General features: G+C 69.0%; 20 protein-coding genes and 1 pseudogene. 9 read left to right on the top strand and 12 right to left on the bottom strand.

The window, feature by feature from the left end:
* Nucleotides 1-68: 68 nt before the first annotated feature.
* Together ASG12_RS05925 and ASG12_RS22215 are read right to left on the bottom strand one after the other, a co-directional pair.
* On the bottom strand, nucleotides 69-1,031 hold the full coding sequence (locus ASG12_RS05925) for a ferritin-like domain-containing protein (RefSeq protein WP_055786299.1): 963 nt from the start codon (nucleotides 1,029-1,031) through the stop codon (nucleotides 69-71).
* A 196-nt stretch (nucleotides 1,032-1,227) separates the two neighbouring features.
* A complete protein-coding gene (locus ASG12_RS22215; RefSeq protein WP_268810425.1) occupies nucleotides 1,228-1,356 on the bottom strand; it encodes a hypothetical protein in 129 nt (42 codons plus the stop codon).
* A 164-nt stretch (nucleotides 1,357-1,520) separates the two neighbouring features.
* On the opposite strand from ASG12_RS22215, the gene ASG12_RS05920 reads away from it, so the two are divergent.
* Nucleotides 1,521-3,224: an MFS transporter gene (locus ASG12_RS05920; RefSeq protein WP_082501788.1), complete on the top strand. Its 1,704-nt coding sequence runs from the start codon at nucleotides 1,521-1,523 to the stop codon at nucleotides 3,222-3,224.
* 50 nt (nucleotides 3,225-3,274) lie between these two features.
* Here the strand turns inward: ASG12_RS05920 and ASG12_RS05915 are convergent, their stop codons facing one another.
* The 7 genes from ASG12_RS05915 to ASG12_RS05885 form a co-directional block, all read right to left on the bottom strand.
* Nucleotides 3,275-4,948: an AMP-binding protein gene (locus ASG12_RS05915; RefSeq protein ID WP_082501666.1), complete on the bottom strand. Its 1,674-nt coding sequence runs from the start codon at nucleotides 4,946-4,948 to the stop codon at nucleotides 3,275-3,277.
* Nucleotides 4,945-6,120: a lipid-transfer protein gene (locus tag ASG12_RS05910; RefSeq protein ID WP_055786295.1), complete on the bottom strand. Its 1,176-nt coding sequence runs from the start codon at nucleotides 6,118-6,120 to the stop codon at nucleotides 4,945-4,947. Before ASG12_RS05910 ends, ASG12_RS05915 begins: the two co-directional genes overlap by 4 nt.
* Nucleotides 6,117-6,560, bottom strand: coding sequence for a MaoC family dehydratase (locus ASG12_RS05905; protein ID WP_055787781.1), 444 nt, complete (start codon nucleotides 6,558-6,560; stop codon nucleotides 6,117-6,119). Before ASG12_RS05905 ends, ASG12_RS05910 begins: the two co-directional genes overlap by 4 nt.
* Nucleotides 6,557-7,612: a bifunctional MaoC family dehydratase N-terminal/OB-fold nucleic acid binding domain-containing protein gene (locus ASG12_RS05900; protein ID WP_055786292.1), complete on the bottom strand. Its 1,056-nt coding sequence runs from the start codon at nucleotides 7,610-7,612 to the stop codon at nucleotides 6,557-6,559. Before ASG12_RS05900 ends, ASG12_RS05905 begins: the two co-directional genes overlap by 4 nt.
* A 5-nt stretch (nucleotides 7,613-7,617) precedes the next feature.
* The gene (locus ASG12_RS05895) at nucleotides 7,618-8,784 is read right to left on the bottom strand and encodes an acyl-CoA dehydrogenase family protein (protein ID WP_055786290.1); all 1,167 of its coding nucleotides are present in this window, start codon (nucleotides 8,782-8,784) and stop codon (nucleotides 7,618-7,620) included.
* Between the two features lies 1 nt (nucleotide 8,785).
* Nucleotides 8,786-9,871 (bottom strand): acyl-CoA dehydrogenase family protein, encoded by a 1,086-nt coding sequence (locus ASG12_RS05890; RefSeq protein WP_055786287.1) that lies wholly within the window; start codon nucleotides 9,869-9,871, stop codon nucleotides 8,786-8,788.
* Nucleotides 9,872-10,029: 158 nt separating this feature from the next.
* On the bottom strand, nucleotides 10,030-11,190 hold the full coding sequence (locus ASG12_RS05885; RefSeq protein WP_055787778.1) for a beta-ketoacyl synthase N-terminal-like domain-containing protein: 1,161 nt from the start codon (nucleotides 11,188-11,190) through the stop codon (nucleotides 10,030-10,032).
* 262 nt (nucleotides 11,191-11,452) lie between these two features.
* Here ASG12_RS05885 and ASG12_RS05880 point away from each other — a divergent pair, with 262 nt between their 5' ends.
* Nucleotides 11,453-13,915, top strand: coding sequence for a sensor domain-containing protein (locus ASG12_RS05880; RefSeq protein WP_235456092.1), 2,463 nt, complete (start codon nucleotides 11,453-11,455; stop codon nucleotides 13,913-13,915).
* A gap of 22 nt (nucleotides 13,916-13,937) precedes the next feature.
* Here ASG12_RS05880 and ASG12_RS05875 read toward each other — a convergent pair whose 3' ends face one another.
* Nucleotides 13,938-16,100, bottom strand: a complete 2,163-nt coding sequence (locus tag ASG12_RS05875) for an acyl-CoA dehydrogenase (protein ID WP_055787770.1) — start codon at nucleotides 16,098-16,100, stop codon at nucleotides 13,938-13,940.
* A 205-nt stretch (nucleotides 16,101-16,305) separates the two neighbouring features.
* Here ASG12_RS05875 and kstR point away from each other — a divergent pair, with 205 nt between their 5' ends.
* Genes kstR through ASG12_RS05855 form a run of 4 tightly spaced genes read left to right on the top strand, consistent with a single transcriptional unit; the run spans nucleotide 16,306 to nucleotide 19,208 of the window.
* Nucleotides 16,306-17,007 (top strand): cholesterol catabolism transcriptional regulator KstR, encoded by a 702-nt coding sequence (gene kstR, locus ASG12_RS05870; protein WP_055786284.1) that lies wholly within the window; start codon nucleotides 16,306-16,308, stop codon nucleotides 17,005-17,007.
* Complete coding sequence (locus tag ASG12_RS05865; protein WP_055786281.1) at nucleotides 17,004-18,167, top strand: iron-containing alcohol dehydrogenase; 1,164 nt, start codon at nucleotides 17,004-17,006, stop codon at nucleotides 18,165-18,167. The genes kstR and ASG12_RS05865 overlap by 4 nt, the downstream gene beginning before the upstream one ends.
* Nucleotides 18,168-18,216: 49 nt before the next feature.
* Complete coding sequence (locus ASG12_RS05860; RefSeq protein ID WP_156377930.1) at nucleotides 18,217-18,633, top strand: DUF6264 family protein; 417 nt, start codon at nucleotides 18,217-18,219, stop codon at nucleotides 18,631-18,633.
* Nucleotides 18,630-19,208 (top strand): hypothetical protein, encoded by a 579-nt coding sequence (locus ASG12_RS05855; protein ID WP_055786275.1) that lies wholly within the window; start codon nucleotides 18,630-18,632, stop codon nucleotides 19,206-19,208. The genes ASG12_RS05860 and ASG12_RS05855 overlap by 4 nt, the downstream gene beginning before the upstream one ends.
* Before the next feature lie 13 nt (nucleotides 19,209-19,221).
* On the opposite strand, the gene ASG12_RS05850 is transcribed toward ASG12_RS05855, so the two are convergent.
* A complete protein-coding gene (locus tag ASG12_RS05850) occupies nucleotides 19,222-19,803 on the bottom strand; it encodes a TetR/AcrR family transcriptional regulator (protein WP_055786272.1) in 582 nt (193 codons plus the stop codon).
* Between the two features lie 116 nt (nucleotides 19,804-19,919).
* On the opposite strand from ASG12_RS05850, the gene ASG12_RS05845 reads away from it, so the two are divergent.
* The 3 genes and pseudogenes from ASG12_RS05845 (at nucleotide 19,920) to ASG12_RS05835 (ending at nucleotide 23,515) form a co-directional block, all read left to right on the top strand.
* Entirely contained in the window at nucleotides 19,920-21,698 is a 1,779-nt protein-coding gene (locus ASG12_RS05845; RefSeq protein ID WP_055786269.1) for an acyl-CoA dehydrogenase, read from the top strand.
* A gap of 259 nt (nucleotides 21,699-21,957) precedes the next feature.
* Nucleotides 21,958-22,455, top strand: a pseudogene (locus ASG12_RS21555) (DUF222 domain-containing protein); the annotation flags it as partial.
* A gap of 85 nt (nucleotides 22,456-22,540) precedes the next feature.
* Nucleotides 22,541-23,515, top strand: coding sequence for a DUF222 domain-containing protein (locus ASG12_RS05835; protein WP_055786263.1), 975 nt, complete (start codon nucleotides 22,541-22,543; stop codon nucleotides 23,513-23,515).
* 19 nt (nucleotides 23,516-23,534) lie between these two features.
* Here the strand turns inward: ASG12_RS05835 and ASG12_RS05830 are convergent, their stop codons facing one another.
* A complete protein-coding gene (locus tag ASG12_RS05830) occupies nucleotides 23,535-24,326 on the bottom strand; it encodes a hypothetical protein (protein WP_235456090.1) in 792 nt (263 codons plus the stop codon).
* Nucleotides 24,327-24,500: the final 174 nt, after the last annotated feature.

The following is a 24,500-nucleotide window of genomic DNA, read 5'->3' as shown; positions in this document are numbered from 1 at the left end:
TGCCCCAGACAGCGAACGACCCCGGAACCCGCGCACACGGTTCCGGGGTCGACTCGATCGGTGGGCGACTAGCCGCTGATGTTCAGCGCGCCGTTCACGCCGGCCGGGTAGAAGCCGCCGCGGGTGACGGGCTTCGGGTTGAGGTAGACGATGTTGAGCACCTGGAACGGCGTGCGGCTGTAGGCGATCGCGTTGCGGTCGGTCGGCACGAGGTTCGCCTCGCCGTTGCGCGTGATGCCCTGATCGAGATCCGAGGTGCCGTCGAGGCTGTCGCGCGCATCGGAGATCGCGTTGGCCGCCGAGGCGAGGCCCTTGTTGTACAGGCTCGAACGCACGATGCCCGCGTGGTAGGCCTCCACCGCGAGGATGCCCGCGGCGGCCTCGAGGTAGGTCTTGTTCTGCACCAGAGGCGCAGCACCCTTGTAGGCGGTCACGCCCACGTCCTCGAAGATGAAGGCGCCGAGGAGGAAGTTGTCCTCGTTGGCGAACACGTCGAACGTCTGGTTGCCCGAGATCAGGCCGGCCGCCTTGGCGGCGGCGGTGAAGCTGGCGTCGAGATCGATGGCCGGTCGGGCCACAGCGGCGCCACCGAGCGCCTTGCGCAGGAAGGCGACGTGGGCGAGCTCGTCGGCCGCGATCTCCTTGGCGTAGGCGCGCACCGCCGGCGTGGTGAAGGTGACCTTGCGGCCACCCTTCACGCCACCGAGGCGGCCCTTGCCGCCGAGGAGGTTGTTCGGCAGGCCGACGCCGTTGACGGCGCGCTGGTAGAACTCCGCCTCGAGGTACTCGAGGTTCAGCGCGAAGTTGAGGACGGCACCATCGGTGATCGGGGCGACCGGCGCGGGGATCAGGTTGCCGACGCCCGGCGGGATGGACGGGCTGTTGTCGGCCGACGCCACACCGGCGCCTGCGACCATCGCTGCTCCGGCCCCCAGACCGGTGAGGCCGGCGGCGCGCATGAACCGGCGGCGATCCACCGAGTTCTCGGCGCTGCGCGCGATGGCGGAGGTGAGGAATTGACGATCGAACATGGATGCGTCCTTTGCCGTGGTGGCTGCGTCGACCCGACCGGGTCTCGAGAAGTGATCACGATCTCTGTTCCAGAGGTCGTGAGACGACTTAACCACATGCAAGAAGCGCGAAGCACCCTTAGACGCCCAGCTGAACGAAATCGTCGGCGTGTCGCGCGGTCGGCGCCCGATTCGGGCGAATTCCGCTGGTCGGGCCTCAGCCCATCGAGCCGACGACGAGCAGCATGCCGATGACGAGGGCGACCAATGGCGCGATCATCGCGACCACGCGCCAGAGACGGATGGACGCGGGTGAGTGGTGACGGTTGTGCATGGTGACGGACATGGCGAGAATTCCTTTCACCCCGGGGCGGCGGCGACCCGGTTGGGCGAGTCTTCTGTGACTCGTGATACGAGAGTGACAGAAGTAACACCTGGCTCCCAGCATCGACGCCGAGTCGCGACGTCACGATTGCGCAACACCGATTCCCCGACCACGAGGTGGAGGCCATGAGCAACGACGAGCACGGCGATCGGTCCGGGCGCGAGCACCACAAGACGGCCACACAGCAGGATCGCCTCACCCTGCGCGACATCTGGCTGATCGTCGTGGCGTGCGCGGCACTGAGCGCCGTGGTCGCGGCGATGGCGGCACTGAACACCGCCCTGGCCGAGATCGCGCCCGACATCTCCGCCGACTCCGCGCAGATCACCTGGCTGGTCGACGGGTACACGCTCACCCTCGCCGCGCTGCTCCTGCCCGCGGGCGCCCTCGGCGACCGCTTCGGGCGACGCGGGATGCTGCTCGTCGGCATGGTCGTGTTCGGCATCGCGTCATCGCTGCCGGTCTTCCTCACCGATCCCAACCTGATCATCGGCACCCGCTGTCTCGCGGGTGCGGGTGCAGCCCTGGTCATGCCAGCGACGTTGTCGCTGATCACCTCCGGTGTGCCGGAGTCGAAACGGCCGATCGCGGTGAGCATCTGGGCCGGTGTCGCCGGGGCCGGGGCCATCGGCGGCTTCTTCGTCACCGGCATCCTGCTCGAGTTCTTCAGCTGGCACTCGATCTTCATCACCTTCGCCGGCGCATCGGCACTGATCGTGGTCCTCGCGCTGACCATCGGCACCTCCCGTGACGAGAACCCGCCGCCGTTCGACATCCCCGGATCGGTGGCGTCGGCGGTGGCGATCGCCGCGTTCGTCTTCGGTCTCATCGAGGGTCCGGTGCGCGGATGGGACGACCCACTGGTGCTCGTCGCCCTCGTCGGCGGACTCGCGGTGGCCGGGGTGTTCGTCTACCTCGAGACCCATCGGGAGCACGTCCTGCTCGACGTGACCCTGTTCCGGCGCAGGGCGTTCGGGTCGGGCGCGTTCGCCATCGCCCTGCAGTTCCTCGGCTCGTTCGGCACGTTCTTCCTCATCCTGCAACGCCTGCAGCTGGTGATGGGCTACTCCCCGCTCAAGTCCGCGGTGGCCATGTTCCCACTCGTGGTGGTCGTGATGGTGATGTCGTTGCTGGGCAACTGGCTCGCGGTCCGGTTCAACTTCCGCGCGGTGCTCGCGCCCGGGATGTTCGTGTTCGGACTCGGCATCGTGTTGCTCGGCGCGCTAACCTACACCGAGTACTCGACGATCGCGATCCTGTTGTCGGTCATGGCCTTCGGTCTCGGCATCGCCACCGCCCCGGCGACCACCGCGATCATGGTGTCGACCCCGGTCGAGAACCAGGGCGTGGGTTCGGCCGTCAACGACACCGCACGCGAACTCGGTGCGGCGATCGGCATGGCGCTGGCGGGCAGCATCGTCGCCGCCGGCTACACCGCACGGATCGGGGCGACCGCCGACAACGCCCGAGACCAGTTGCAGACCATGGGCGATCAGCTCGTCGCGGGCGGTCAGCAGGAACGGGGGCAGATGCTCATCGCCCAGAGCGACACCGTCGGCCAGACGATCGGCCGGTCGCTCGCCGAGGCGCGCGCGGTGTCGGAGCAGATCGGCCAGAACATCCCCGGACGCCTGGGTGCCGACATCTTCGACGGCGCACAGCAGGCGTTCCTCCATCCCTCGGATCAGGCCTACATCGTGCTCGGCTCGCTGGTGATGGCCGGATCGGTGCTGCTGGGTTTCTGGGCACCGAACCGCCTGGACGAGAAGGCCACCGGGACCACCGTGGTGTCGGCGCCGTCGGATCGCGAGTCCGACCCGGTCGGGTAGCCCGCACCCACGCCGGTCGGGGGCCAGGGGACGGGGGCCAGGGGACGGGGTCAGACCACCGCGGTCGCGGTCTCCTTCGCCCAGCGGTAGTCGGCCTTGCCCGCGGGCGAGCGCTTCACCGCGTCGACGACGACGAGCGCGCGCGGCACCTTGTATCCCGCGATCGTCGCGCGGCAGTGCGACTGCAGGTCGTCGAGCGACGGTGTCTGGGAGCCGTCGGTCACCGACAGCACCGCGGCCACCTTCTGCCCGAACCGCTCGTCGGGCACACCGACGACCAACACGTCGCCGACGGCCGGGTGGGCCTGCAGCGTGGCCTCGACCTCCTCGGGGAACACCTTCTCCCCACCGGTGTTGATGCACCCCGACCCTCGACCGAGGAACACGATGCTGCCGTCGGCCTCGAGTCGGCCCATGTCGCCGAGGATGGCCGCGCGCCGCCCGTCGGGCAGGGTGACGAACGTGCGCGCCGATTTGTCGGGATCCTTGTAGTACCCGAGCGGGACCCGGCCGACGCGGGCGATGTGGCCGATCTGATCCGACCCCGGCTCGACCGGCGCCAGTGTCTCGTCGAGCACGGTCATCGCGGGATTGGGGGCCGAGCGCAGCGTGCCGTGCTCGTCGATGATCAGTTCACCGTCGTTGCCGGTCTCCGAGGCGCCGAAGTTGTCGCGGAACCACAGGTCGGGCTTCACCGCGCGCATGCGTTCGCGCACCGCGGTCGACCAGATGGCGCCGCCGTTGGTGATCGAGAGCAACCCGCTCACGTCGAGGGTCCCGGCCGCCTGGCGGCGCTCCATCTCCTCCACCAGCGGCGCGCCCATGCCGTCGCCGACGATGAGGATGATCTGCACACCGTCGTGTTCGACCGCGTCGAGCACCTTCGACGGCACGAAGTCACGCTGCAGGACCAGCCGGCCACCGTTGATGAAGAACATGAACATCGAGTAGATCGCGGCGCCGTGCATCAGCGGCGCGGCGAGCAGGAACGACAGCGGCGCGAAGGTGTTCGCGTTGTGGGCGATGGCGTCGAGGTCGGCCAGCGGCACCGGACCGTAGGGGTTGCCGCCGGAGAGCGGTTTGTGGAAGAAGTCGTCGTGACGCCACATGACGCCCTTCGGATAGCCGGTGGTGCCACCGGTGTAGAGCAGGTAGAGCTGATCGCCACTGCGCGTGGGGAAGTCGCGCGCGGTGCTGTGACCGTCGAGATCGACCGTCGCGACCGTGCGGGTGCCGTCGGCGGCTGCGGCCAGCTCGTCGACGGTGTCCCCCACCACGAGCACCGCACGCACGGCGGTCCCGGACAGGATCGGGGCCAGCGTGCGCTGGTGTTCGGGCAGCTCCACGACGACCGCGGTGATGTCGGCGTTGTCGAGGATGTAGGCGAGCTCGGCCGCGGTGTAGCGGTAGTTGACGTTCACCGAGGTCGCACCGATCTTGAGCAGCGCGACCATCGCGTAGACGTGTTCGAGACTGTTCTTGAGGTAGAGGGCGACGTGGTCACCGGCGCCGATACCGTGCGCCTGCAACAGGTGTCCCATCGCGTTGGCGCGCTCGTCGAGCACGGCGTAGCTCACGTTCGTGCCCTCGTAGCCGATGGCCGGGCGGTCGGGCACCGCGTCGGCGATCGCCTCGAAGATGTCGCCGAGGTTGAAATCCGTTGCAGCCGGGGCGGGCTGGACTGCGGGCTGGGCCGTGTCGGAGATGGGGGTCGTGTCGGTCATCGCGTGAGAACCAATCCGCTCGTGGGGACACCGGTGCCGGCGGTGACCACCACACGGGCGGCACCGTCGACCTGATTGACCGAGTCGCCGCGCAACTGGCGCACGCCCTCGGCGATGCCGTTCATCCCGTGGATGTAGGCCTCGCCGAGTTGCCCGCCGTGGGTGTTGAGCGGCAGCGTGCCGCCCACCTCCAGCGCGCCGGGTACCCGAACGAAATCCTTCGCCTCCCCGCGGCCGCAGAAGCCCAACTCCTCGAGCTGCATCAGCGTGTACGGGGTGAAGTGGTCATAGAGGATCGCCGCGTCCATGTCCGACGGGCCCAGGCCCGACTGCTCCCAGAGCTGTCGGCCCACGAGGCCCATCTCGGGCAGGCCCGCGAGGTCGTCGCGGTAGTAGCTGGTCATCACGTACTGGTCGGTCCCGCTGCCCGAGGCGGCACCGGCGATGATCGCCGGGGTGTGCGGCATGTCTTTGGCGCGTTCGGCCGAGACGATCACCAGCGCCACACCGCCGTCGGACTCCTGACAGCAGTCGAGCAGGTGCAACGGCTCGGCGATGTACCGCGAGTTCTGGTGGTCGTCGATCGTGATCGGCTTGCCGTGGAAGAACGCGTTCGGGTTGTTCGCCGCATGCTTGCGGTCGGTGACGGCGATCGCACCGAAATCGGCGCTGGTGGCGCCGTATTCGTGCATGTACCGCTGGGCGACCATCGCGACGAACGCCGCGGGTGTCGACAACCCGTGCGGGTAGCTGAAGGCGTTGTCGGTGCCCGAGGAGTTGTCCTGTGCGGCGAGTCCGGCGTTGACCTGGCCGAACCGCATGCCCGAGCGCTCGTTGAAGGCCCGGTAGGCGACCACCACGTCGGCGACACCGGTGGCGACGGCCATCGCGGCCTGCTGCACCGTGGAACACGCTGCGCCGCCGCCGTAGTGGATACGCGAGAAGTAGGTGAGGTCGCCGATGCCTGCGGCGCGCGCCACGGCGATCTCGGTGTTGGTGTCCATGGTGAACGACACCAGACCGTCGACTTCCGACGGCGTGAGTCCGGCGTCGGCGACGGCAGCCCGCACCGCCTCGGCGGCCAGGCGCAGTTCGCTCCGCCCGGAATCCTTGGAGAAGTCGGTGGCGCCGATGCCGACGATCGCGGCGGCGCCCGACAGTGTGCCGGTCACGAATCACCCTCCTGTGCCGTGTGATCGAGGATCACGGTCACCTGGGAGGTGACGTGCTTGCCCAGGGAGTTGGTGCCGACCACGTCCACCGTCGCGACGCCGGCGTCGAGCGCGGAGACGGTCCCGCTGAACGTGAGGGTGTCGTAGGCGTACCACGGCACGCCGAGCCGCAGGGTGATGGAGCGGATCTGTGCGCGCTGTCCCGCCCACTCGGTGACGTACCGCCCGACCAGACCGGTGTCGGTGAGGATGTTGACGAAGATGTCCTTCGACCCCTTGGCGTGCGCCAGGTCGCGATCGTGGTGGACGTCCTGGAAGTCGCGGGTCGCCAACGCGGTCGACACGATGAACGTGGGCGTCGCCTCGATCGTCAACGGCGACAGCGTGTCACCGACCGCCACCTCCGGCGGGGTGAGCGGCGGGGCCGCGGACGCGCTCACGCCGTGACCCCGTCCGACGACGCGACCGGTTGCCACGCGTAGAGGGTCCAGGCGTCGCCGGTCCCCGGCACCGGTGCATCCGGATCGGAGGGGAAGTCGAGGAACTCGACGGTGACCGGCATCCCGATGGCCACCTCGCTCGGGTCGACGCCGCGCAACTGACCCAGCATGCGCACACCCTCGTCGAGTTCGACGAGCGCGACCACGAACGGCAGCGTACGTCCGGGCACGCGTGGGGCGTGGTGCACCACGAAGCTGTAGACCGTGCCCGTACCGGCCGCGACCTGATAGTCCGTGGTCTCGGTGTGGTCCTTCCACAGCGCCGGGACCGGCGGGTGGGTCAGCGCACCGTCGGGGCCGCGCTGGATCCGCAGTTCGTGGTCGGCGACGCCCTGCCAGAAGAAGGCGGTGTCACGGGAGGCGCTGGGGCGCATCATGGCCGAGGCGTCGAGGTCGGCCACATCGGCGCCCAGCGACGAGATGATCGTGCCCGCAGTCCCCTCCGACGGCGCCGCCGTGACCGGGGGCCGGAACTTCAGTATACGGAAGTCCATCTCGGCGACCACCTCGTCACCCACCGTCCAGGTGTTGTGGGTCGTGAAGAACCATCCCTCGCCCAGGCCGGTCTGCTTGGGCCCCACCACATCGGTGAGCTCCGAGGAGATCGCGACGACCTCGCCGGGGCGGGTGTAGCGGTGATAGACCGAGTCGCAGTTGGTGGCGACGACCGAGGTGTACCCGGCGTCGTCGAAGATCTGTGAGACCGCCGAGAGCGGGTCGTCGGCCGCACGCGCGCCGTGCAGACCCCGCATCGTCCACACCTGGGCCATCGCCGGCGGCGCCACGATGCCGTCCCAGCCGGCGGCCCGTGCGGCCGCGTCATCGGAGTGGATGGGGTTGCGGTCACCGATCGCCTCGGTCCAGTTGGCGATCATCGGCGTGTTGATCGGATCCCGACCGACCACCGGGGCACTGGCGCCGGCCACCCGGACGGCGTCGGTGGCCTCGCGGATGCTCGCGTGGGCACCGGCGGCCTTCTCGTCGACGCTCACGGCGGCTACCTCGCCGCCCGGGGCAGACCGAGCCCGGCCGTGGCGATCATGTCGCGCATCACCTCGTTGACCCCGCCACCGAACGTGATCACGACATTGCGTTTGGCCTGCGCGTCGAACCACTCGAGCAGTTCCGCGGTGACCGGATCGGTGAGATCGCCATAGCGACCGACGATCTCGTCGATCAGCCGTCCGATCCGCTGCACCCGCTCGGTGGCGAAGACCTTCGTCGCGGCGGCGTCGGCCATCGAGATGGACTCGTCCCCCGACGACGCGATCTGCCAGTTCAGCAACTCGTTGATGCGGGTGTAGGCGGCGATCTCGGCCAGTGCGCGCCGCACGTCCGGGTTCTTCGCCGGGACGGCGCCGTCGGCGGCCGGTCGGTGCGACCACGCGGTGATCCGCGCCAGCAGACCGTCCATCCGGCCGGCCGGACCGAGCATCACCCGTTCGTGATTGAGCTGTGTGGTCAACAACTTCCATCCACCGTTCTCCTCACCGACGAGCATGCTCGCCGGGACGCGGACGTCGGAGTAGTAGGTGGCGTTGACGTGGTGGGCGCGGTCGGCGGTGATGATCGGGGTGAAGCTGTAGCCCGGGTCGCGGGTGTCGACGATGAGGATCGAGATGCCCTTGTGCTTGGCCACGTTCTTGTCGGTCCGCACCGCGAGCCACACGTAGTCGGCGTCGTGACCGCCTGTGGTCCAGAGCTTCTGGCCGTTCACCACGTACTCGTCGCCGTCGCGGACCGCGGCCGTCGTCAGCGACGCCAGGTCGGTGCCCGCGCCCGGTTCGCTGTAGCCGATGGCGAAGTGCACCTCCCCGGCGAGGATCGCGGGGAGGAACCTCGCCTTCTGCTCCTCGGTGCCGTGGACCTGCAGGGTGGGCCCCACGGTCTGCAACGTCACCGCGGGCAGCGGGACGTCGGCGCGCGCGGCCTCGTTCACGAAGATCTGCTGTTCGATCTCGCCGAAACCCTTGCCGCCGTATTCCGTCGGCCAGCCCACACCGAGCCAGCCGTCGGAGCCCATCTGCCGGATCACCTTCCGGTAGGTGGGCCCGTGGCGTTCGGTGCGCATGGTCGCCGCGTCCTCGGGCGAGATGAGCGACGAGAAATACTCGCGCAGCTCGGCTTTGAGCGCCTTCTGTTCGGGTGTGAGGTCGATGAACACGTCAGATCCCCTCTTCCACCGACTCCGCGAGCTCGGCTGCGAGCATTGACGACTCCGCAAGCTCGTCGAGTCGGGCGGTGGGGCCGCCGACGAGCCGTGCGAGGTCCTTGACGATGGAGGCGTAGCGATGCAGCGGGTAGGTGATGTCGACACCGACCCCCCCGTGCAGGTGGGTCATGGTCCGCAGCGTCGACGGCATCTCCGCGGCGAGCCAGTAGGCGGCGATCGACAGGTCGCGGTCGGCGTCGAGGCCCTCCGACATCCGCCAGACCGCGGAGGTGACGGCGAGGTTCATCGAGCGCCCGACCACATAGATGTCGGCGAGCTGCTGGGTGACCGCCTGGAACGTCGCGATCGGCTTGCCGAACTGCACGCGGTTCGTGACGTGGTCGGCGGTGATGCGCAGGGCGCCGGCGAGCACGCCGTCGGCGTAGGCCGACAGCGCGAAGCGGTGGGCGTCGCGCACCACGCGCGCGTCCCGGGCGACCACGCGGTCGTCGGGGACGGCGACGTCGTCGAAGCGCACGGTGTACTCGCCCCAGCCCGTCGACGAGGGCGTCGCGGTCAGGGTGACCCCGGGTGCGTCGGTGTCGACGAGGACCGCACCGGAGTCGGTGGTGACGAGCAGGGCCGCGCTGCCCCCGGCGTGCAGCACGGCGGTCTTGGTGCCGCGTAGACGACCGTTGGACAGCGACGTCTGCGGAGTGGTGGTGAGCGGCGATCCCGGCTCGGACACCGCGACCGCGACGTGTCCGCCGCCCTCGACGATGCCCGCCACGACCGACGCAGCCCCCGGGCCGGACGCGACCGCGCCGGCGACCACGGTCCCGAGCGTCGGTGTCACCGCGGCCGCGGTGCCCAGCGCCCTCAGCAACGGGTGCAGACCGATCAACCCGACGTCGTCGCCGCCGTGGTCGGCGGGCAGCGCGAGGGCGAGAAGACCGGCGCGGTGCACCGACGCGTACAGGTCTGTGTCGAATCCGCCGGGGTCGACGAACTCGGCGTCCCAGACCGGCGTGTGACGGCGCAGCAGATCCGACACCACATCGCCCACCGCGGTCGCGGTGGAATCGACGGTGAAGTCCACGGGGCGAACACCTCATCTCCAACTAGAACCTGTTCTAGTTGTAGCAGAGTTGGCCCCCCAACCCCAGGGTCGGCGACCGAAGGTGACCGTCGGGGGCGGCCGCGACACGTCGACCGCCCCCGATCAGCCGAACACCCCCGGAGTGTTCGGGTGAGGGGTCACACGGGCGACACCACCAGCGCCGAGGTGTAACCGCCCATGCCCAGGGACGTCTTGAGGGTGAGACCCGGCTCGGCGGTGGTGAGGCCGTCGAGCAGGTTCCCGATCGCCGCGCGGGACACCTGGGGTGTCGCGGGCACCTCGCCGTGGGTGAACCCGAGCAGCGAGGCGGCCAGCTCGACCGCGCCCGCCGCGGCCTGGCAGTGACCGGCCAACGGCTTGACGGAGAACACCCCCGCGTCGGGTACGCGCGTCGTCGCGATCACGCCCTCGGCGGCATCGCACTGCGCGGTGCCGGGTCCGTGGGCGTTGAGGAACGCGATGTCGCCGCCCGACACACCGGAGTTCTCGAGGGCCTCGTCGACGCACCCGAGAACGTGGGTGAGCTCGGGGTCGATCGACGTCGGGTGGAAACCGTCGTGCGCCATCGCGCCACCCAGGACGTCGGCGTATCCGTCGACGTCGCGTCGGTTGGTCATCACGTACCCGACGGCGGCCTCACCGAAGGTGAAGCCGCGGCTGCCCTCCTGGAACGGGCGGCACGCCGAGAGCGGCTCGTCGTCGGTGATGGCGACCCCGAGGCGCATGAACATGTTGACGATCTCGGGCGTGGCCGAGAGGTCGGTCGCGACCACGACGACGTCGTCGACCATGCCGGCGTCGAGCCACATCTTGGCGGTGATGACCGCCGCCGACCCCGAGGTGCACATCGCCGACACGCTGATCGCCGGGCCGTGGAACCCGTACTCGCGCATCAGCAGGGTGATGGGCGTCGAGGGGGTGACGGCCACGTACTGGCGCGGGTTGAACGCACCTGGCGTGCACGAGAACATCGGATGCATGGCGGTGTCGTTCATGACGGTCGCGTGGACCAGTCCGACGCGACGCCCGGGCGTCCACCCGTGTGCCAGCGCGTCCTCGATCGCCTCGCGGGCGGCCCACCGCATCGCCCGTGCAAAGCGGGTGGCACCGTCGGTGGGCTCGCCGCCGTCGGGCACCGCGACGATCCAGCCCGCCTCGTCGGGGTTCGAGCCGAAGCCCGCGCGAAGGCCCGCCGCCGGTTTGCCAGACGCCAGCCCTTCCCAGAGGCGCTCGCGGCCCCATCCGTAGCCCGTGACGGCGCCGACACCGGACACGCGAGAGTGCAGATTCTTTGTCATGGTGAACTCCTTGTCGTTTGTCACGATAAGCAGTCGCGTATCGTGAATCCGCCCAGGTCAGACGGCACTTTCCACGATCCCGCACTTTCGTGCCAGATGGCGAGTCCGGGAGATTTCACAGACCTCGCGGATGTACTTCCGCCTCATCTGGCACATGCGCTAACGATGTGCAGGAGAATGGGGGCCGTCGGTTCGCGACGAGTCGGCCGCAGACGAGGAATCGGGAGTGGTCGTGTCAGTCGGGGGAACGCCGGACGGAGAGGTGCTTCGCGATGTCGACGGCGATGTCACCGGGGGTGTCGTCGGCGACGTCGTCGCCCCGGCCGCGGCTCCCATGACGCCGTCGGCCGTCTCTCCGGTCGCCGAGCGCTACCGGTTGCTGCTCGAGCTGAGCCCGGACCCGATCGTGGTCCACCAGAACGGCCTTGTGGTCTACGTGAACTCCGCCGCGGTGCGCTTCGGTCGCGTGGAGACCCGCGAGGAGCTCCTCGGCCTGCCGATCACCGACTTCGTCCATCCCGATTCGTTGCCGCGCATGCTCGAGCGCTTCACCGACATGGGCGACGAGCCGGGCGCGGCGACGATGCCCGAAGAGGTGTTGATGCGCAACGCCACCGGCGAGACGCGGCCGATGGAGGTCACCTCGGTCCGCACCATCTGGGAGGACGCCCCCGCCTACCAGGTGATCCTGCGCGACGTCGCCGCCATCCGGGCCGCCGAGACGGCGCTGCGCCACCAGGCCGCGCTGATCGACCACGTCAGCGACGCGGTGATCTCGGTCGATCGCGATCTGCACGTGCGGTCGTGGAACCGCGGCGCGTCGAGGATGTACGGCCTGAGTGCGCTCGACGCGATCGGCCGCTCGCTGCGAACGGTCGTGGGCGCCGGCACCGACCCGAGCGCGATCGTCGCGATGGGTGGCGTGGTCGACGAACTGCACCACCGCTACGACAACGGCCGATCACTGCTCTCACGGGTCTCGGCAACTGCCATGGGCGACGGCTACCTGCTCGTCTGCGCCGCGACCCGCCGACCCCTCATCGAGCGACTGGGGGCGATCCTCATGTCGCTGCACCAGGCGGTCATCGTGGTGCGCGAGGGAGGACGCATCGAGCTGGCCAACCCCGCCGCGGTGGCCATGCTCGAACTGCACCCCACCGCGGTGCCCGGTGTCGACATCGACTCTCTCGCCCTCGATTTCCCCGACGACGTCGAGTCGCCGATCGCCGGGTGCCTGCGCACCGGACTGCCGGTGGCCGACCGCACGGCGAAGCTGACGACGAGCGACGGCCGACGCTGGTTGTCGTGCAGCGCCCGCATCATCGACGACGACGCGAACGGGGCCGCGGCCCTGGTGTCGATCGTCGACATCACCGACCGGCACGAGCGGACATCGCAACTCGCGTGGGAGGCCAACCACGACCACCTCACCGGACTGCTGAACCGCGGCGGGATCCTCCGCCGACTCGCGCGGGAACTCGACGCCATGGCCGCACCCGACGACCGCGTCGCGGTCTACTACCTCGACCTCGACAACTTCAAGCTCGTCAACGACTCACTGGGCCACTCCGTCGGCGACGAGGTGTTGCAGACCATCGCGCGGCGACTCGACGCGATCACCCCTGTCGGCAGCGCGATCGGACGGATCGGGGGCGACGAGTTCGTCATCGTCACACCGCTGTCGGACGATTTCGCCGGCCGGATCGAGGCACAGAGCTCGGCGGTGCACGCCGCGATGGGCGCCGCGATCGCGTTGGGGAGCCGGAGCGAGCGGCTCACCATCAGCATCGGTGTGGCCGTCGCCGGACTGGGCGACGGACGGTCACCGACCGATCTGCTCCGCGACGCCGACATCGCCCTCTACCAGGCCAAACTCGAATCCAGTTCCCGCACACCGTATGTGCATTTCCGGGTCGAGCATCGCGAGGACCTGCAGCGGCGCCAGTCGATCGAACAGGATCTCCGTGAGTCCCTGCACTCGGGCGCCCGCGGGCTGTTCATGGAGTACCAGCCGATCGTGACGACCGGCGACCAGCGGGTCGTCGCGGTCGAGGCCCTATTGCGGTGGGACCACCCGACACTGGGTCGCGTCTCCCCGACCGAGTTCATCCCCATCGCCGAGATGACCGATCTCATCGACCTGATCGGCGACCACGTGGTGCGCACCGCCACCACCGAGTTCACCGCCGCACCGTGGACCTCGGGACTCACCCTGTGCGTCAACATGTCCCGGCGCGAGCTCAGCGACCGCCGGTTGCTGTCGCGGCTCACCGCCGCCATCGAGGAGTCGGGCATGGATCCCGGGCGCCTGTGCGTGGAGATCACCGAGAGTGCGCTCGCCGAGAGCGATGCGCGCGCGCCGGCCACCCTCGCCGCGATCCGCGAACTCGGCATCCAGGTCGCGATCGACGACTTCGGCACCGGCGCTTCGTCGTTGAACCAGCTCTACCGTCTGCCGATCAGCATCCTCAAGACCGCCAAGCCGTTCGTCGACGCCCTCGACGAGAGTGTCGAGGCCCGCGCGATCCTGTCGAGCATCGTCGCGATGGCGCACACCACGGGGATGCGTGTGGTCGCCGAGGGTGTCGAGACCTCGAGCCAGGCGGCCAAGGTGAGCGGCGTCGACTGCGACTTCGCGCAGGGCTACTACTACGCGACTCCGACGGCGCTGGCCGCGATCGCCCCGCTGGTGATGCGCGACGACACCGACCGCCCCGCGCACTGATCGCGTCGGGGTGTCGAGGTTCTCAGCGCGGCAGACCCAGGATCCGTTCGGCGGCCGCGGTGGCGAGGACCTGTGAGGTGCCACCGGCGATGGTCAGACACCGGTTGCGCAGGTACAGGTCGGCGGCGTCGGAGGGTGCGAGTCCGGCCTGGCCGAGTGCGGTGACCGCGAACTCGGGCACCGCCTGACGGTGGCGCGCGCCGATCAGCTTGCGGACGCTCGAGATCGCACCGGGATCCATCCCGGCGATGCTCGCCAGCACCGACCGCGCGTCGAGCACGCGACCGATCTGCGCGTCGACACACAGGGCGCCGAGGGTGTCGCGACCCACCGGTGACAGCGGCGGCCCACCGTCGAGCTGATCGAGGAGCGATTCCATCTCCTTGCCCAACCCCGAGCCACCCATCGCCACGCGCTCGTTGGCCAGCGTGGTGCGTGCGAGTCTCCAGCCGCCGTTCACCTCGCCGACGAGGCAGTCGTCGCCCACGAACACGTCGTCGAGGAAGACCTCGTTGAACAGGGCGTTGCCGGTGATCTCCCGCAGCGGTCGGACATCGATGCCGGGGCTGCGCATGTCGACGAGGAAATAGCTGATGCCCTTGTGCTTCGGGGCGTCGGCGTCGGTGCGGGCGAGGCAGATCGCCCAGTCGGCGGTGTGGGCCTCCGAGGTCCAGATCTTCTGCCCCTGCAGGCGCCACCCACCGTCGGTGCGGGTGGCGCGGGTGCGCAGCGACGCGAGATCGGAACCCGCCTCGGGTTCGGAGAACAGCTGACACCACACGATGTCGCCGGCGAGGGTCGGTGCGACGAACCGCTCGCGCTGCGCGTCGGTGCCGTGTTCGAGGATCGTCGGGATGGCCCATCCGGCGATGACGATGTCGGGGCGGGTGACCCCGGCGCGGTCGAGTTCGTCGTCGAGGAGGATCTGTTCGGCCGCGCCGGCACCGAGGCCGTACGGGGCCGGCCAGTGCGGCATGAGGTAGCCCGTCTCGGCCAACACGCGACGGGTGTCGGCGGACGCCGTTATGCGCGCACAGGTCGCGCGGACCTCGGCCCGCCGGTCCTCGACCGCGGAGAGATCGATGTCGACCCGTCGGCGGGTCCCGGCCAGGGCGGCGTCGGCACAGTGCGCCCGCCACGCCTCGCTGCCGCCCAGCACCGTCCGGGTCGACAGCGCCGCACGGAGGTAGAGGTGTGCGGGATGGTCGAAGGTGAAGCCGATGCCGCCCAGCACCTGGATGCAGTCCTGCGCGGTCGCCACCGGCAGGTCGGCGGCGGCGGCCGCGGCGACCGCGGTCGACAGGGCCAGTTGGTCGGGGGCGGCCCCGTCGGCGACGGCGTGTGCGACATCCCAGGCGGCGGCGGTCATCTGCTCGCTGCGGCACAGCATCTCGGCGCACAGGTGTTTGACGGCCTGGAACGACCCGATCGGCGCGCCGAACTGGGTGCGCACCTTCGCGTACGCGACGGCGGTGTCGAGGACCCACCGCGTGATGCCCGAGGCCTGTGCGGCGAGGCCGGCGACGAGTCGTGCCGCGACCACCTCGGCGGGGGTCTCGATCACCCTGACCGGGGCGACACCGCGCAGCGACAGCGACGCCACCCCGGCGCGGCCGTCGAGCGCGGTGGCCGTCTTCAGGTCGACACCGGGTGCGGCCAGGTCGACGACGAGCCATCGGCGCTCCCCACCGTCGGCGGCGAGCAGCACCAGCCCGTCGGTGCTCGCGCCGACCACCCTGACGGCGTCGGCATCGACGAGCACGCCCTCGGCGCTGTCGCGGAGGACAGCCCCGACGACCGCGCCGGGCGCGACACCGGCCGAGGCGAGGGCGACGCTGCGGTCGCCGGTGAGCAGTGCGGCCCCCAGATCGGACCCGGCGAGCAGATCGGCGGCCACCGCGGTCGCGACCAGCGGACCGGGCACGAGATCGCGCCCACACTGCTCGAGCATCACCGCGAGATCGACGAACGTCGCCCCGAGGCCGTCGAGGTGTTCGGGCACCGTGACCGCGAACAGACCGAGGTCGGCGATCTGCGACCAGACAGCGGTCCACGTGTCGGTGCCGCCGCGCGGATCGGTGTGGTCGATCTCGGCACGGACCAGCCCGACGGTGTCGACGTGCTCGGCCCATCGGTGGACGGCGTCGGTGAACGACGCGTGCTCGCTGGTATCGGCAATCGCCATGGATCCGCCCTCACTCATCTCACCGATCACGAAACTAGAACGTGTTCTAATCATGCCAGGCGTCCGGTCGAGCAGAAAGCCCGGGAGGACGTCGTGTGGTGGGAACGGTGCGGCAAGTCGTCGACTTCGGCGGGCGCGGCATATCGTTGATCCATTCGAGAACCGGTTCGCCCGCCGCGAAGCGGGCGAAGTGAGGATGTGACCCATGGCCACGCCGGCGACACCGGGCGGATTCGCGCCCACGACCGACAGCCCAGCTGAGCAGAGCGAGAGCGCGGCCGACGCCCGTCGGCCCGCCCCCACGCCGCAGACCGGCGCCGACACCGACCTCGGCTCCACCGCGCAGCGCGAGCGACGCCGCCGCATCCTCGACTCCACCCTCGCGCTGGCCTCGAGGGGCGGTTACGACGCCGTGCAGATGCGCGCGGTGGCCGATCGCGCCGACGTCGCCGTCGGGACGCTCTACCGGTACTTCCCCTCGAAGGTCCACCTGCTGGTGACCGCTCTCGCCCGGGAACTCGAACGTGTGGAGGGCCGCGCCGATCGCAGCAAACTGACGGGCGACACCGCGCTCGAGCGTCTGCGCCACGTCCTGGATCTGATCACGCTGGCGATGCAGCGCGATCCGTTGCTCACCGAGGCCATGACCCGCGCGTTCATGTTCGCCGACGCCTCGGCCGCCGCCGAGGTCGACACGGTCGCCGCGGTCATCGACCGCCTGCTCGCCAACGCGATGGTGACCGGCACGCCGACCGACGAGGATCTCAAGATCGCGCGTGTGATCTCCGACGTGTGGATGTCGAACCTCGTGCAGTGGCTGACGCGGCGGGCCACGGCGGCCGACGTCACCAACCGTCTCGAGCTCACCATCGAGCTGCTGTTGGCCGGGCGCGAGTCGCGCTCGTGACCGTCGCGGCGATCGCGCTGCCGCGGTTGGCGTACATCGGGGCCGGTGCCCTCGACCGCCTCGGGTCGGTGGTCGAGACCCTCGGGGTGCGCCGCCCGGTGGTCGTCACCGACTCGTTCATGGTCACCGCCGGCGTGGCGCAGCGGGTGCTCGACCTGCTCACCGACGCGGGGACCACACCGACCCTGTTCGACGGCACCGTGCCCGACCCGACGACCGCGTCGCTGGGCCCGGGACTCGAGGCGGTGCGCGCGGCCGACGCCGATGCGGTGATCGGCCTGGGTGGCGGCTCCCCCATGGACACCGCGAAGGCCCTGTCGGTGCTGTTCGCCCACGGCGGCACCATGGGCGACTACCGTGCGCCCGGCCCCTACACCGGTCCGGCGCTGCCGATCATCGCGATCCCGACCACGGCCGGATCAGGTTCGGAGGCAACGCAGTTCACGGTCATCACCGACAGCGACACCGACGAGAAGATGCTGTGCCCGGGGCTGTCGTTCCTGCCGATCGCCACCATCGTCGACGTCGAGCTGACGATGTCGATGCCCGCCCGACTGTCCGCCGACACCGGCGTCGACGCGCTCACCCACGCCATCGAGGCCTACGTCAGCCGCAAGGCCAACCCCTTCAGCGACGGCCTCGCCCTGGCCGCGATGCGCATCGTCGCCGGAGCCCTGCGCCGGGTGTACGCCGACGGCTCCGACCGTGAGGCACGGGCGGCGATGATGGTCGCCTCGACCCAGGCGGGGATGGCGTTCTCGAACGCGTCGGTCGCGCTGGTGCACGGCATGAGCCGCCCGATCGGCGGACACTTCCACGTCGCCCACGGGTTGTCGAACGCGATGTTGCTGCCCGCGGTCACACGGTTCTCGGTCGACGCGGCGCTCGGGCGCTACGCCGACTGCGCCCGCGCCATGCGCGTGGTCGGCGACAGCGCCGACGACCGGACCGCCGCCCACACGCTCGTCGACGAGCTCACCCGACTGTGCGCCGACGTCGAGGTCCCCACACCCGCGACCTACGGCATCGGTGCCGACGACTGGGAGTCGCGGCTGTCGGTGATGGCCGAGCAGGCTCTCGCCTCGGGGTCGCCGGCGAACAACCCGCGAGTCCCCGACGCCGACGAGATCGTCGGGCTCTACCGCGAGATCTATCAGTAGGTAGTTTCACCCTTATCGGACCCGCCGCAGGTCACCTACTGTTCCCGGCATGAGAGACGACGTCGGCTTCTTCCCGCCCCCGCCACCACCGCCCGGACCGGGGTCGTCGGCGGTGTATCCGTACCTCGCCCCGCAGCGACCGTCGCGGACCGCCGACGTGATCGTGACCTCGATCCTGCTGGTCCTGTACTGGGCCGGTTTCGCGTTCGTGGCGTTCTTCAGTCTGTTCGGGATCATGATCACCGACTCGTGCGGCTACAACGACTGCAACTACGGGAACATGAACCTCGCCTACATCCTGTTGGACGGCGTCGGTGGAGTCGTGCTGCTCGCCGCGTCGGTCGTCGCGATCGTGCTGATGGCCCGTCGGCGCATCGCGTTCTGGGTGCCGCTGGCCGGCATCCTGGTGCAGGGCATGTTGCTCGCGATCTGGGTGTCGCTCATGTCGACCGTCGTCCCGTCGTGATCAGCCCCACCGGCCGACTCATCGGCCGCGCCCTCGCGGTGACGGGCACGATCCTCCTCACGGTCTTCGCGGTGGTCGGCGGATACCTCGCCGCCTCGACACCGAGTCGGGCGGCGATCACGACGACGGCGTGGGACGCGCACCGACAGCTGATCGAGCACGTACAGGCCGTCGTCGACGCGCAGCCCGCCGGGACGGTGTTCACCGATCGACTACTGGAGTACCCGCACGCCGTCCTCGGATCGGGCGCACTGCCGGCCGACGAGGACGGCACGAATCCCGACCAGCCGTATTCCTACTCCGTCGACTACTGGGTACTCCCGGTGGCCGGATGGGACACCTGGGGGACAACGGGCTTCACGCGTCTCGTGTCGGCCATGCGGGAACAAGGGTGGTCGATCGACCTCAAGGAATCGGGATTCGCCGTGGGAACCACGACCGATGGGTACGACATCGTGGTCCGAACAGCGGCGGGCCATGTCACCATCGGCGGCCAGTCTCCGAATTTTCCGCGATCGCAGATGGACCGTGACGCCGTCTGGCCTTCGCAGCTGGCATCGCGGCGAGAAGCCTGAACCCGATCCGCGGTCAGCGCACCATGCGTAGCGCGATGCGCGCGTAGGCGGCACCGAGGTCGACCGGGTCCCGGTAGGCCCCCGACGGGAACCATCGGCACACGTCGACGCACAGCGACGAGATCGCCAGCACGATCCCGTCGACGTCGTCGATGTCGAAATCACCTGCCGCGCGGCCTGCTTCGGCGATCGCCGCGATCACAGCCATCGTCTCGCGCCGGATCACCACGATCTCGCGGTAGTGGACCGGGGTCAGGGCACCGAGTTCGTACTGCACCACCCGGGCGAGACTCGAGAACTCGGCCTGCCACCGCGCGAACGCCGCGACGACGGCCTCGAGACGATCCGTCGGCGGGGCCGCGGGGTCGTCGGCGAGGCGCATCGCCGCCAACACGCTGCGGTGCCCCTCGAGCGCGATGTCGAAGAGCAGCTCCTCCTTGGAGTCGAAGTGCGGATACATCGCGGTCGCGCTCATGTTGAGTCGCCGGGTGATCTCTCGCGTGGACGTGCCGGCGTATCCCGACTCGGCGAAGGCGTCGATCGCCGCGCGCCGAATGCGGTCGGCGGCCCCGGCGCGACCGGCGGTGATGCTCATGGACTCTCGACTCTTCGGAGGGTGTGGCGGGCGCCGACCATTGACGATCGACGCACCCGGAGAGCATCATAAGCGGGCGCTCATTTATTAGCGAGTGCTCATATCGAGGAGAACTCATGGCCGACCCGTTGTCCCGTCGCGACATCGACTTCCTGCTCCACGAGTGGCTCGACGTCACCGCGCTCACCGAGCGCGAGCGTTTCTCCGAGCACTCCCGCGAGACCTTCGACGACGTGTTGTCGCTGAGCGCCGACATGGCGATCGAGCTGTTCTCGACCCACAACAAGAAGGGCGACCAGAACGAGCCGTACGTCGGCGAGGACGGCAAGGTCGTCCTCATCGACGAGGTGCGCACCGCGCTGGCCGAGTTCACCAAATCGGGTCTCATCGCCGGATCGTTCGACGAGTCCGTCGGCGGCCTGCAGCTCCCGTCGGTGGTGAGCAAGGCGTCGCTGGCGTGGTTCCAGGCCGCGAACCCGTCGTCGTCGACCTACCCCTTCCTCACCGTCGGCAACGCGAACCTGCTCGCCGAGTACGGCACGCCCGAGCAGATCGACACCTGGGTACGCCCGATGGTGGAGGGGCGCTTCTACGGCACGATGTGCCTCTCGGAGCCGCAGGCCGGATCCACCCTCGCCGACATCACCACCAAGGCGGTTCCCGCCGACGACGGCAGCTGGCGACTGACCGGCACCAAGATGTGGATCTCGGCCGGCGAGCACGAGCTGAGCGAGAACATCGTCCACCTGGTGTTGGCGAAGACCCCGGGCGCGCCCGCGGGCGTGAAGGGCATCTCACTGTTCATCGCACCGAAGTACCTGCCCGACGGCACCCGCAACGACATCGCCCTCGTGGGTCTCAACCACAAGATGGGCAACCGCGGGACCACCAACTGCCTGCTGAACTTCGGCGACGGCACCCACTCCCCCGCCGACGAGAAGGGCGCGGTCGCCTATCTCGTGGGCGAGGAGCACCACGGCCTCATGTACATGTTCCACATGATGAACGAGGCCCGCATCGGCGTCGGATTCCTCGCCACCGCAATCGGCTACGCCGGATACCTCGCCTCACTCGAGTACGCGAAGGTGCGCACCCAGGGTCGGCCGCTCGACAACAAGGACCCCAGCTCGCCCGCGATCCCCATCATCGACCACGCCGACGTACGTCGGATGCTGCTGGCGCAGAAGTCGTATGTGGAGGGCGCTCTCGCCCTGGGGCTCTACGCCTCGAAGCTCGTCGACGAGGAGCAGACCACCGAGGGTGAGGCCGCCGAGAACGCCCACACACTGCTCGAGGTGCTCACGCCCATCGTGAAGAGTTGGCCGTCGCAGTGGTGTCTCGAGGCGAACAGCCTGGCGATCCAGGTCCACGGCGGCTACGGCTACACCAAGGAATTCGATGTCGAGCAGTACTACCGCGACAACCGCCTCAACCCGATTCACGAGGGCGCGCACGGCATCCACGGTCTCGATCTCCTCGGCCGCAAGGTCGTGATGAACGGCGGCAAGGGGTTACAGCTGCTCGTCGGGACCATCACCGAGAGCGTCGACCGCGCGACGGCCGCGGGTGGGCCGGCCGCCGACTACGCGACGCAGCTCAAGGCCGCGGCCGATCGTCTCGCCGAGGTGACCGTCGCACTGTGGTCGGCCGGCGACGTGTCGGTGTCGCTCGCGAACTCGACGGTCTACCTCGAGGCCGCCGGCCACGTGGTGATCAGCTGGATCTGGCTCGAGCAGCTCCTCGCCGTCGGCGAGAAGACGGGCGACTTCTACGACGGCAAACGAGCTGCCGCGCAGTACTTCTTCCGCTACGAGCTCCCCAAGACCGGACCCCAGTTCGATCTCCTGGCCTCCCTCGACCGCACCACCCTCGACCTGGAGCCCGCCTGGCTCTGAGTTCTCGCTGGTACTGCTGACTGGGTGGAAACAGCCGTAGGTGCTGACTGTGCGGAAACGGTCGTCGAGTGTGCCGGTCGTGCTGACTGTGTGGAAACGGTCGTCGAGTGTGCTGACAGCGCCTCGCAGGCCGACCATGAGACAACGCACACTCGACGGCCGGCTTCCGCACCGTCAGCGGCAGTAGAACGCAACCACCCACCCGAAATACACTCACGTTCAACACTATTCACCATAATCAACCACCCATCCCTCGAACATGCGTGCTAGAATAGACGTACAGTCACACCTGGGGAGGGGGCAGTCCGTGAGCGATCTCGTAGCGAAATACGCTGCCCTGCAGGCCCTCGTCGACGAGATCGCCAAGGAAACCGCAGACGCCCACAACGACGAGACCGTCGCACAGCTGGCGATCGATCACCACACCGTTGTCCGCCAATTCGAATCCATCGGCAACCAGCGCATCCTCGAGGTCTCCGACCGCGACGCCCACCGGATCGTGGGATGCGTGACGGTCACCGAGTTCCTGCAGACGAAACTGCGGGTCACCCAGCCGAAGAAGCGGTTACAGGCAGTCCAGGCGTTGGAGCCGATGCACGCGATGACCGGTGAGAAGCTGCCACCGGTCTGCCCGAACACCGCGCGCGAGTTGGCGGCCGGCACCATCGGACCCGACCACGTTCACGCGGTGTTGGACGTCATGGCCAAGATTCCCGCTGCGGTCGAGCCCGAGCAGCGGGCGCGTGCAGAGGAAACCCTCGCCGAGTTCGCGACGACGCTGACGCCGAGAGATCGGTGCGGTTGGAACACGGATCCTCGCCCACCTCGATCCCGACGGCAGATTGACCGACGACCGCGATCGCGCCCGGAATCGGAAACTGAACCTCGGGTGCCAGGACTCGCAGTTGATGTCGAAGTTGACTGCGACGTTGGATCCGATCACGCGTGCTCTGTTCGATGTGGTGTTGGCGAAGTGGGCTGCGCCCGGGATGAACAATCCCGACGACGATCAGTCGCCAAAGGGTGATCACGGCGATGCCGATCCGCAGTTGCTGAAGGATGCAGCTGATCGGGATTGCCGCAGCCAGAGTCAGCGGAATCATGACGCCTTCAAAGCTTTGCTGGATGCCGCGGTGAACGGTGGACTGCTCGGCGACTCGCATCGCGGATTGCCGCCGCAGATCATCGTCTCCATCACCGACGCACAACTTCGTGAGCATGCCGGTGTCGCACGCACCACCACGGGTACCGATCTCCCGATCAGTGATGTCGTGAAGCTCGCCGCCGACGCCCAGCCGCATCTCGCTGTGTTCGACGATGTCACAGGCGAACCGTTGTTCTTCGGTCGCAATCGTCGCCTCGCCTCACAGGCGCAAAGGTTGATGGGCTTCGCCCAGTACAAGGGATGCAGCAAAGACGACTGCACGACTCCGTTCGCGCACACCGAAATGCACCACGCCGAAGCCGATTGGGCCGACGGCGGACTCACTGACTCTCCGCACATGGCACCCGCATGCGGACGACACAACCGGGCCGTCGGATCCGAACCGCATCAGTGGAGCACGGAGAAGATCACCGACGACCCCGACAAGGGGCGTTACGGCTGGCGCTGCAACACCGACCCACCCGAGACACTCCGCGCCAACCACCTGCACCGCATCGATGAACTGCTCCAACAGCATTCGACGAGTGACGACCCGTGGATCGAACCACCAGACATCGAAGAACCATCGCCACCGGTTCTCTATGTCGAACACCCACGTGCGCCACGCATCGACGTCATGTGGCCGCAGACTCTGCTCTACCGCGCTGCCTAGTTCGCCAGCGCCGCTCAGCTCAGCCGATGCGGCGCAGCGTCGCGACCATCTGGTCGCCGATCGAGGGCGCGACCGCGTCGGCCATGCCCTGCGGCAGGGCGATGATGAACATGACCGAACCCGGTTGTCCGGGAACGGTGGTGGCCACCATGCTGTGCAGCGCGGTGGGGCCCTGACAGGGAGACGTCTCGATGCCGGTGACCGATGCGACCACCTGGACCGCCTCGGCACCGCCGACGGTGAATCGCCGTGGCGCACTCAGTTGCACGCGAGGAACCCGGCCGGAATCCGAGGTGTAGATGTCGGCCACCAGAGCAGATTCATCGCGCACCGCCTGCATGATGTCGCTCGTGTCGGACGCACCGGGGAGGCCGGCGTCGGCAAGCGTGCTCTTCGGGCACGCGGGCGACTCGAGCGTCGCGGCGCCGCTCATCGTCCGGATCGGGCAGAAGCCGAACGGGCCGTCGGCGCACTTCTTCTCCCACCCGATCACCGTGCCGCAGGACTGCACGGTCCAGGTCGGCGGGACGTCGTAGGCCAGACCGCGTTTCCCGGTGACCGACTTCCAGCCGGCCGGGGTGGCGGGACCGGCGGACGGGGTCGGGCACTGCTCACCGGCGTCGGGGTCAGGTGACGATGACTCGGTGGACGACGGGTCGGTGGCAGACGGTGCCGAACCGTCGGAGCCGGTCGGCGCCGGCGACGAGGTCGATGCGGTGGCAGCGACCGTCGACGACTCCTCACCCGGACCGAACTGCTGGTAGGCCACCACACCGACGGCCGCGATGACGGCGACCAGTACCGCCAGCACGACGGCGAGAATGACCAGTGAACGACCGCTGCCACCGCCGGATGGTGGCGGTGGCAACGGTGGGCCGCCATATGGCGTGCCCCGATCCCATTCGTGGTTCGGGTGACTCACGTGACCGACTCCCTGCTCTCGCTTGACGTGCGTACGGTATCAAGCTCGAGCAGGGCCGGACGC

It is taken from the genome of Williamsia sp. Leaf354 (assembly GCF_001424365.1).
Classification (GTDB): Bacteria; Actinomycetota; Actinomycetes; order Mycobacteriales; family Mycobacteriaceae; genus Williamsia_A.
This window is presented reverse-complemented; position numbering and strand designations above follow the sequence as displayed.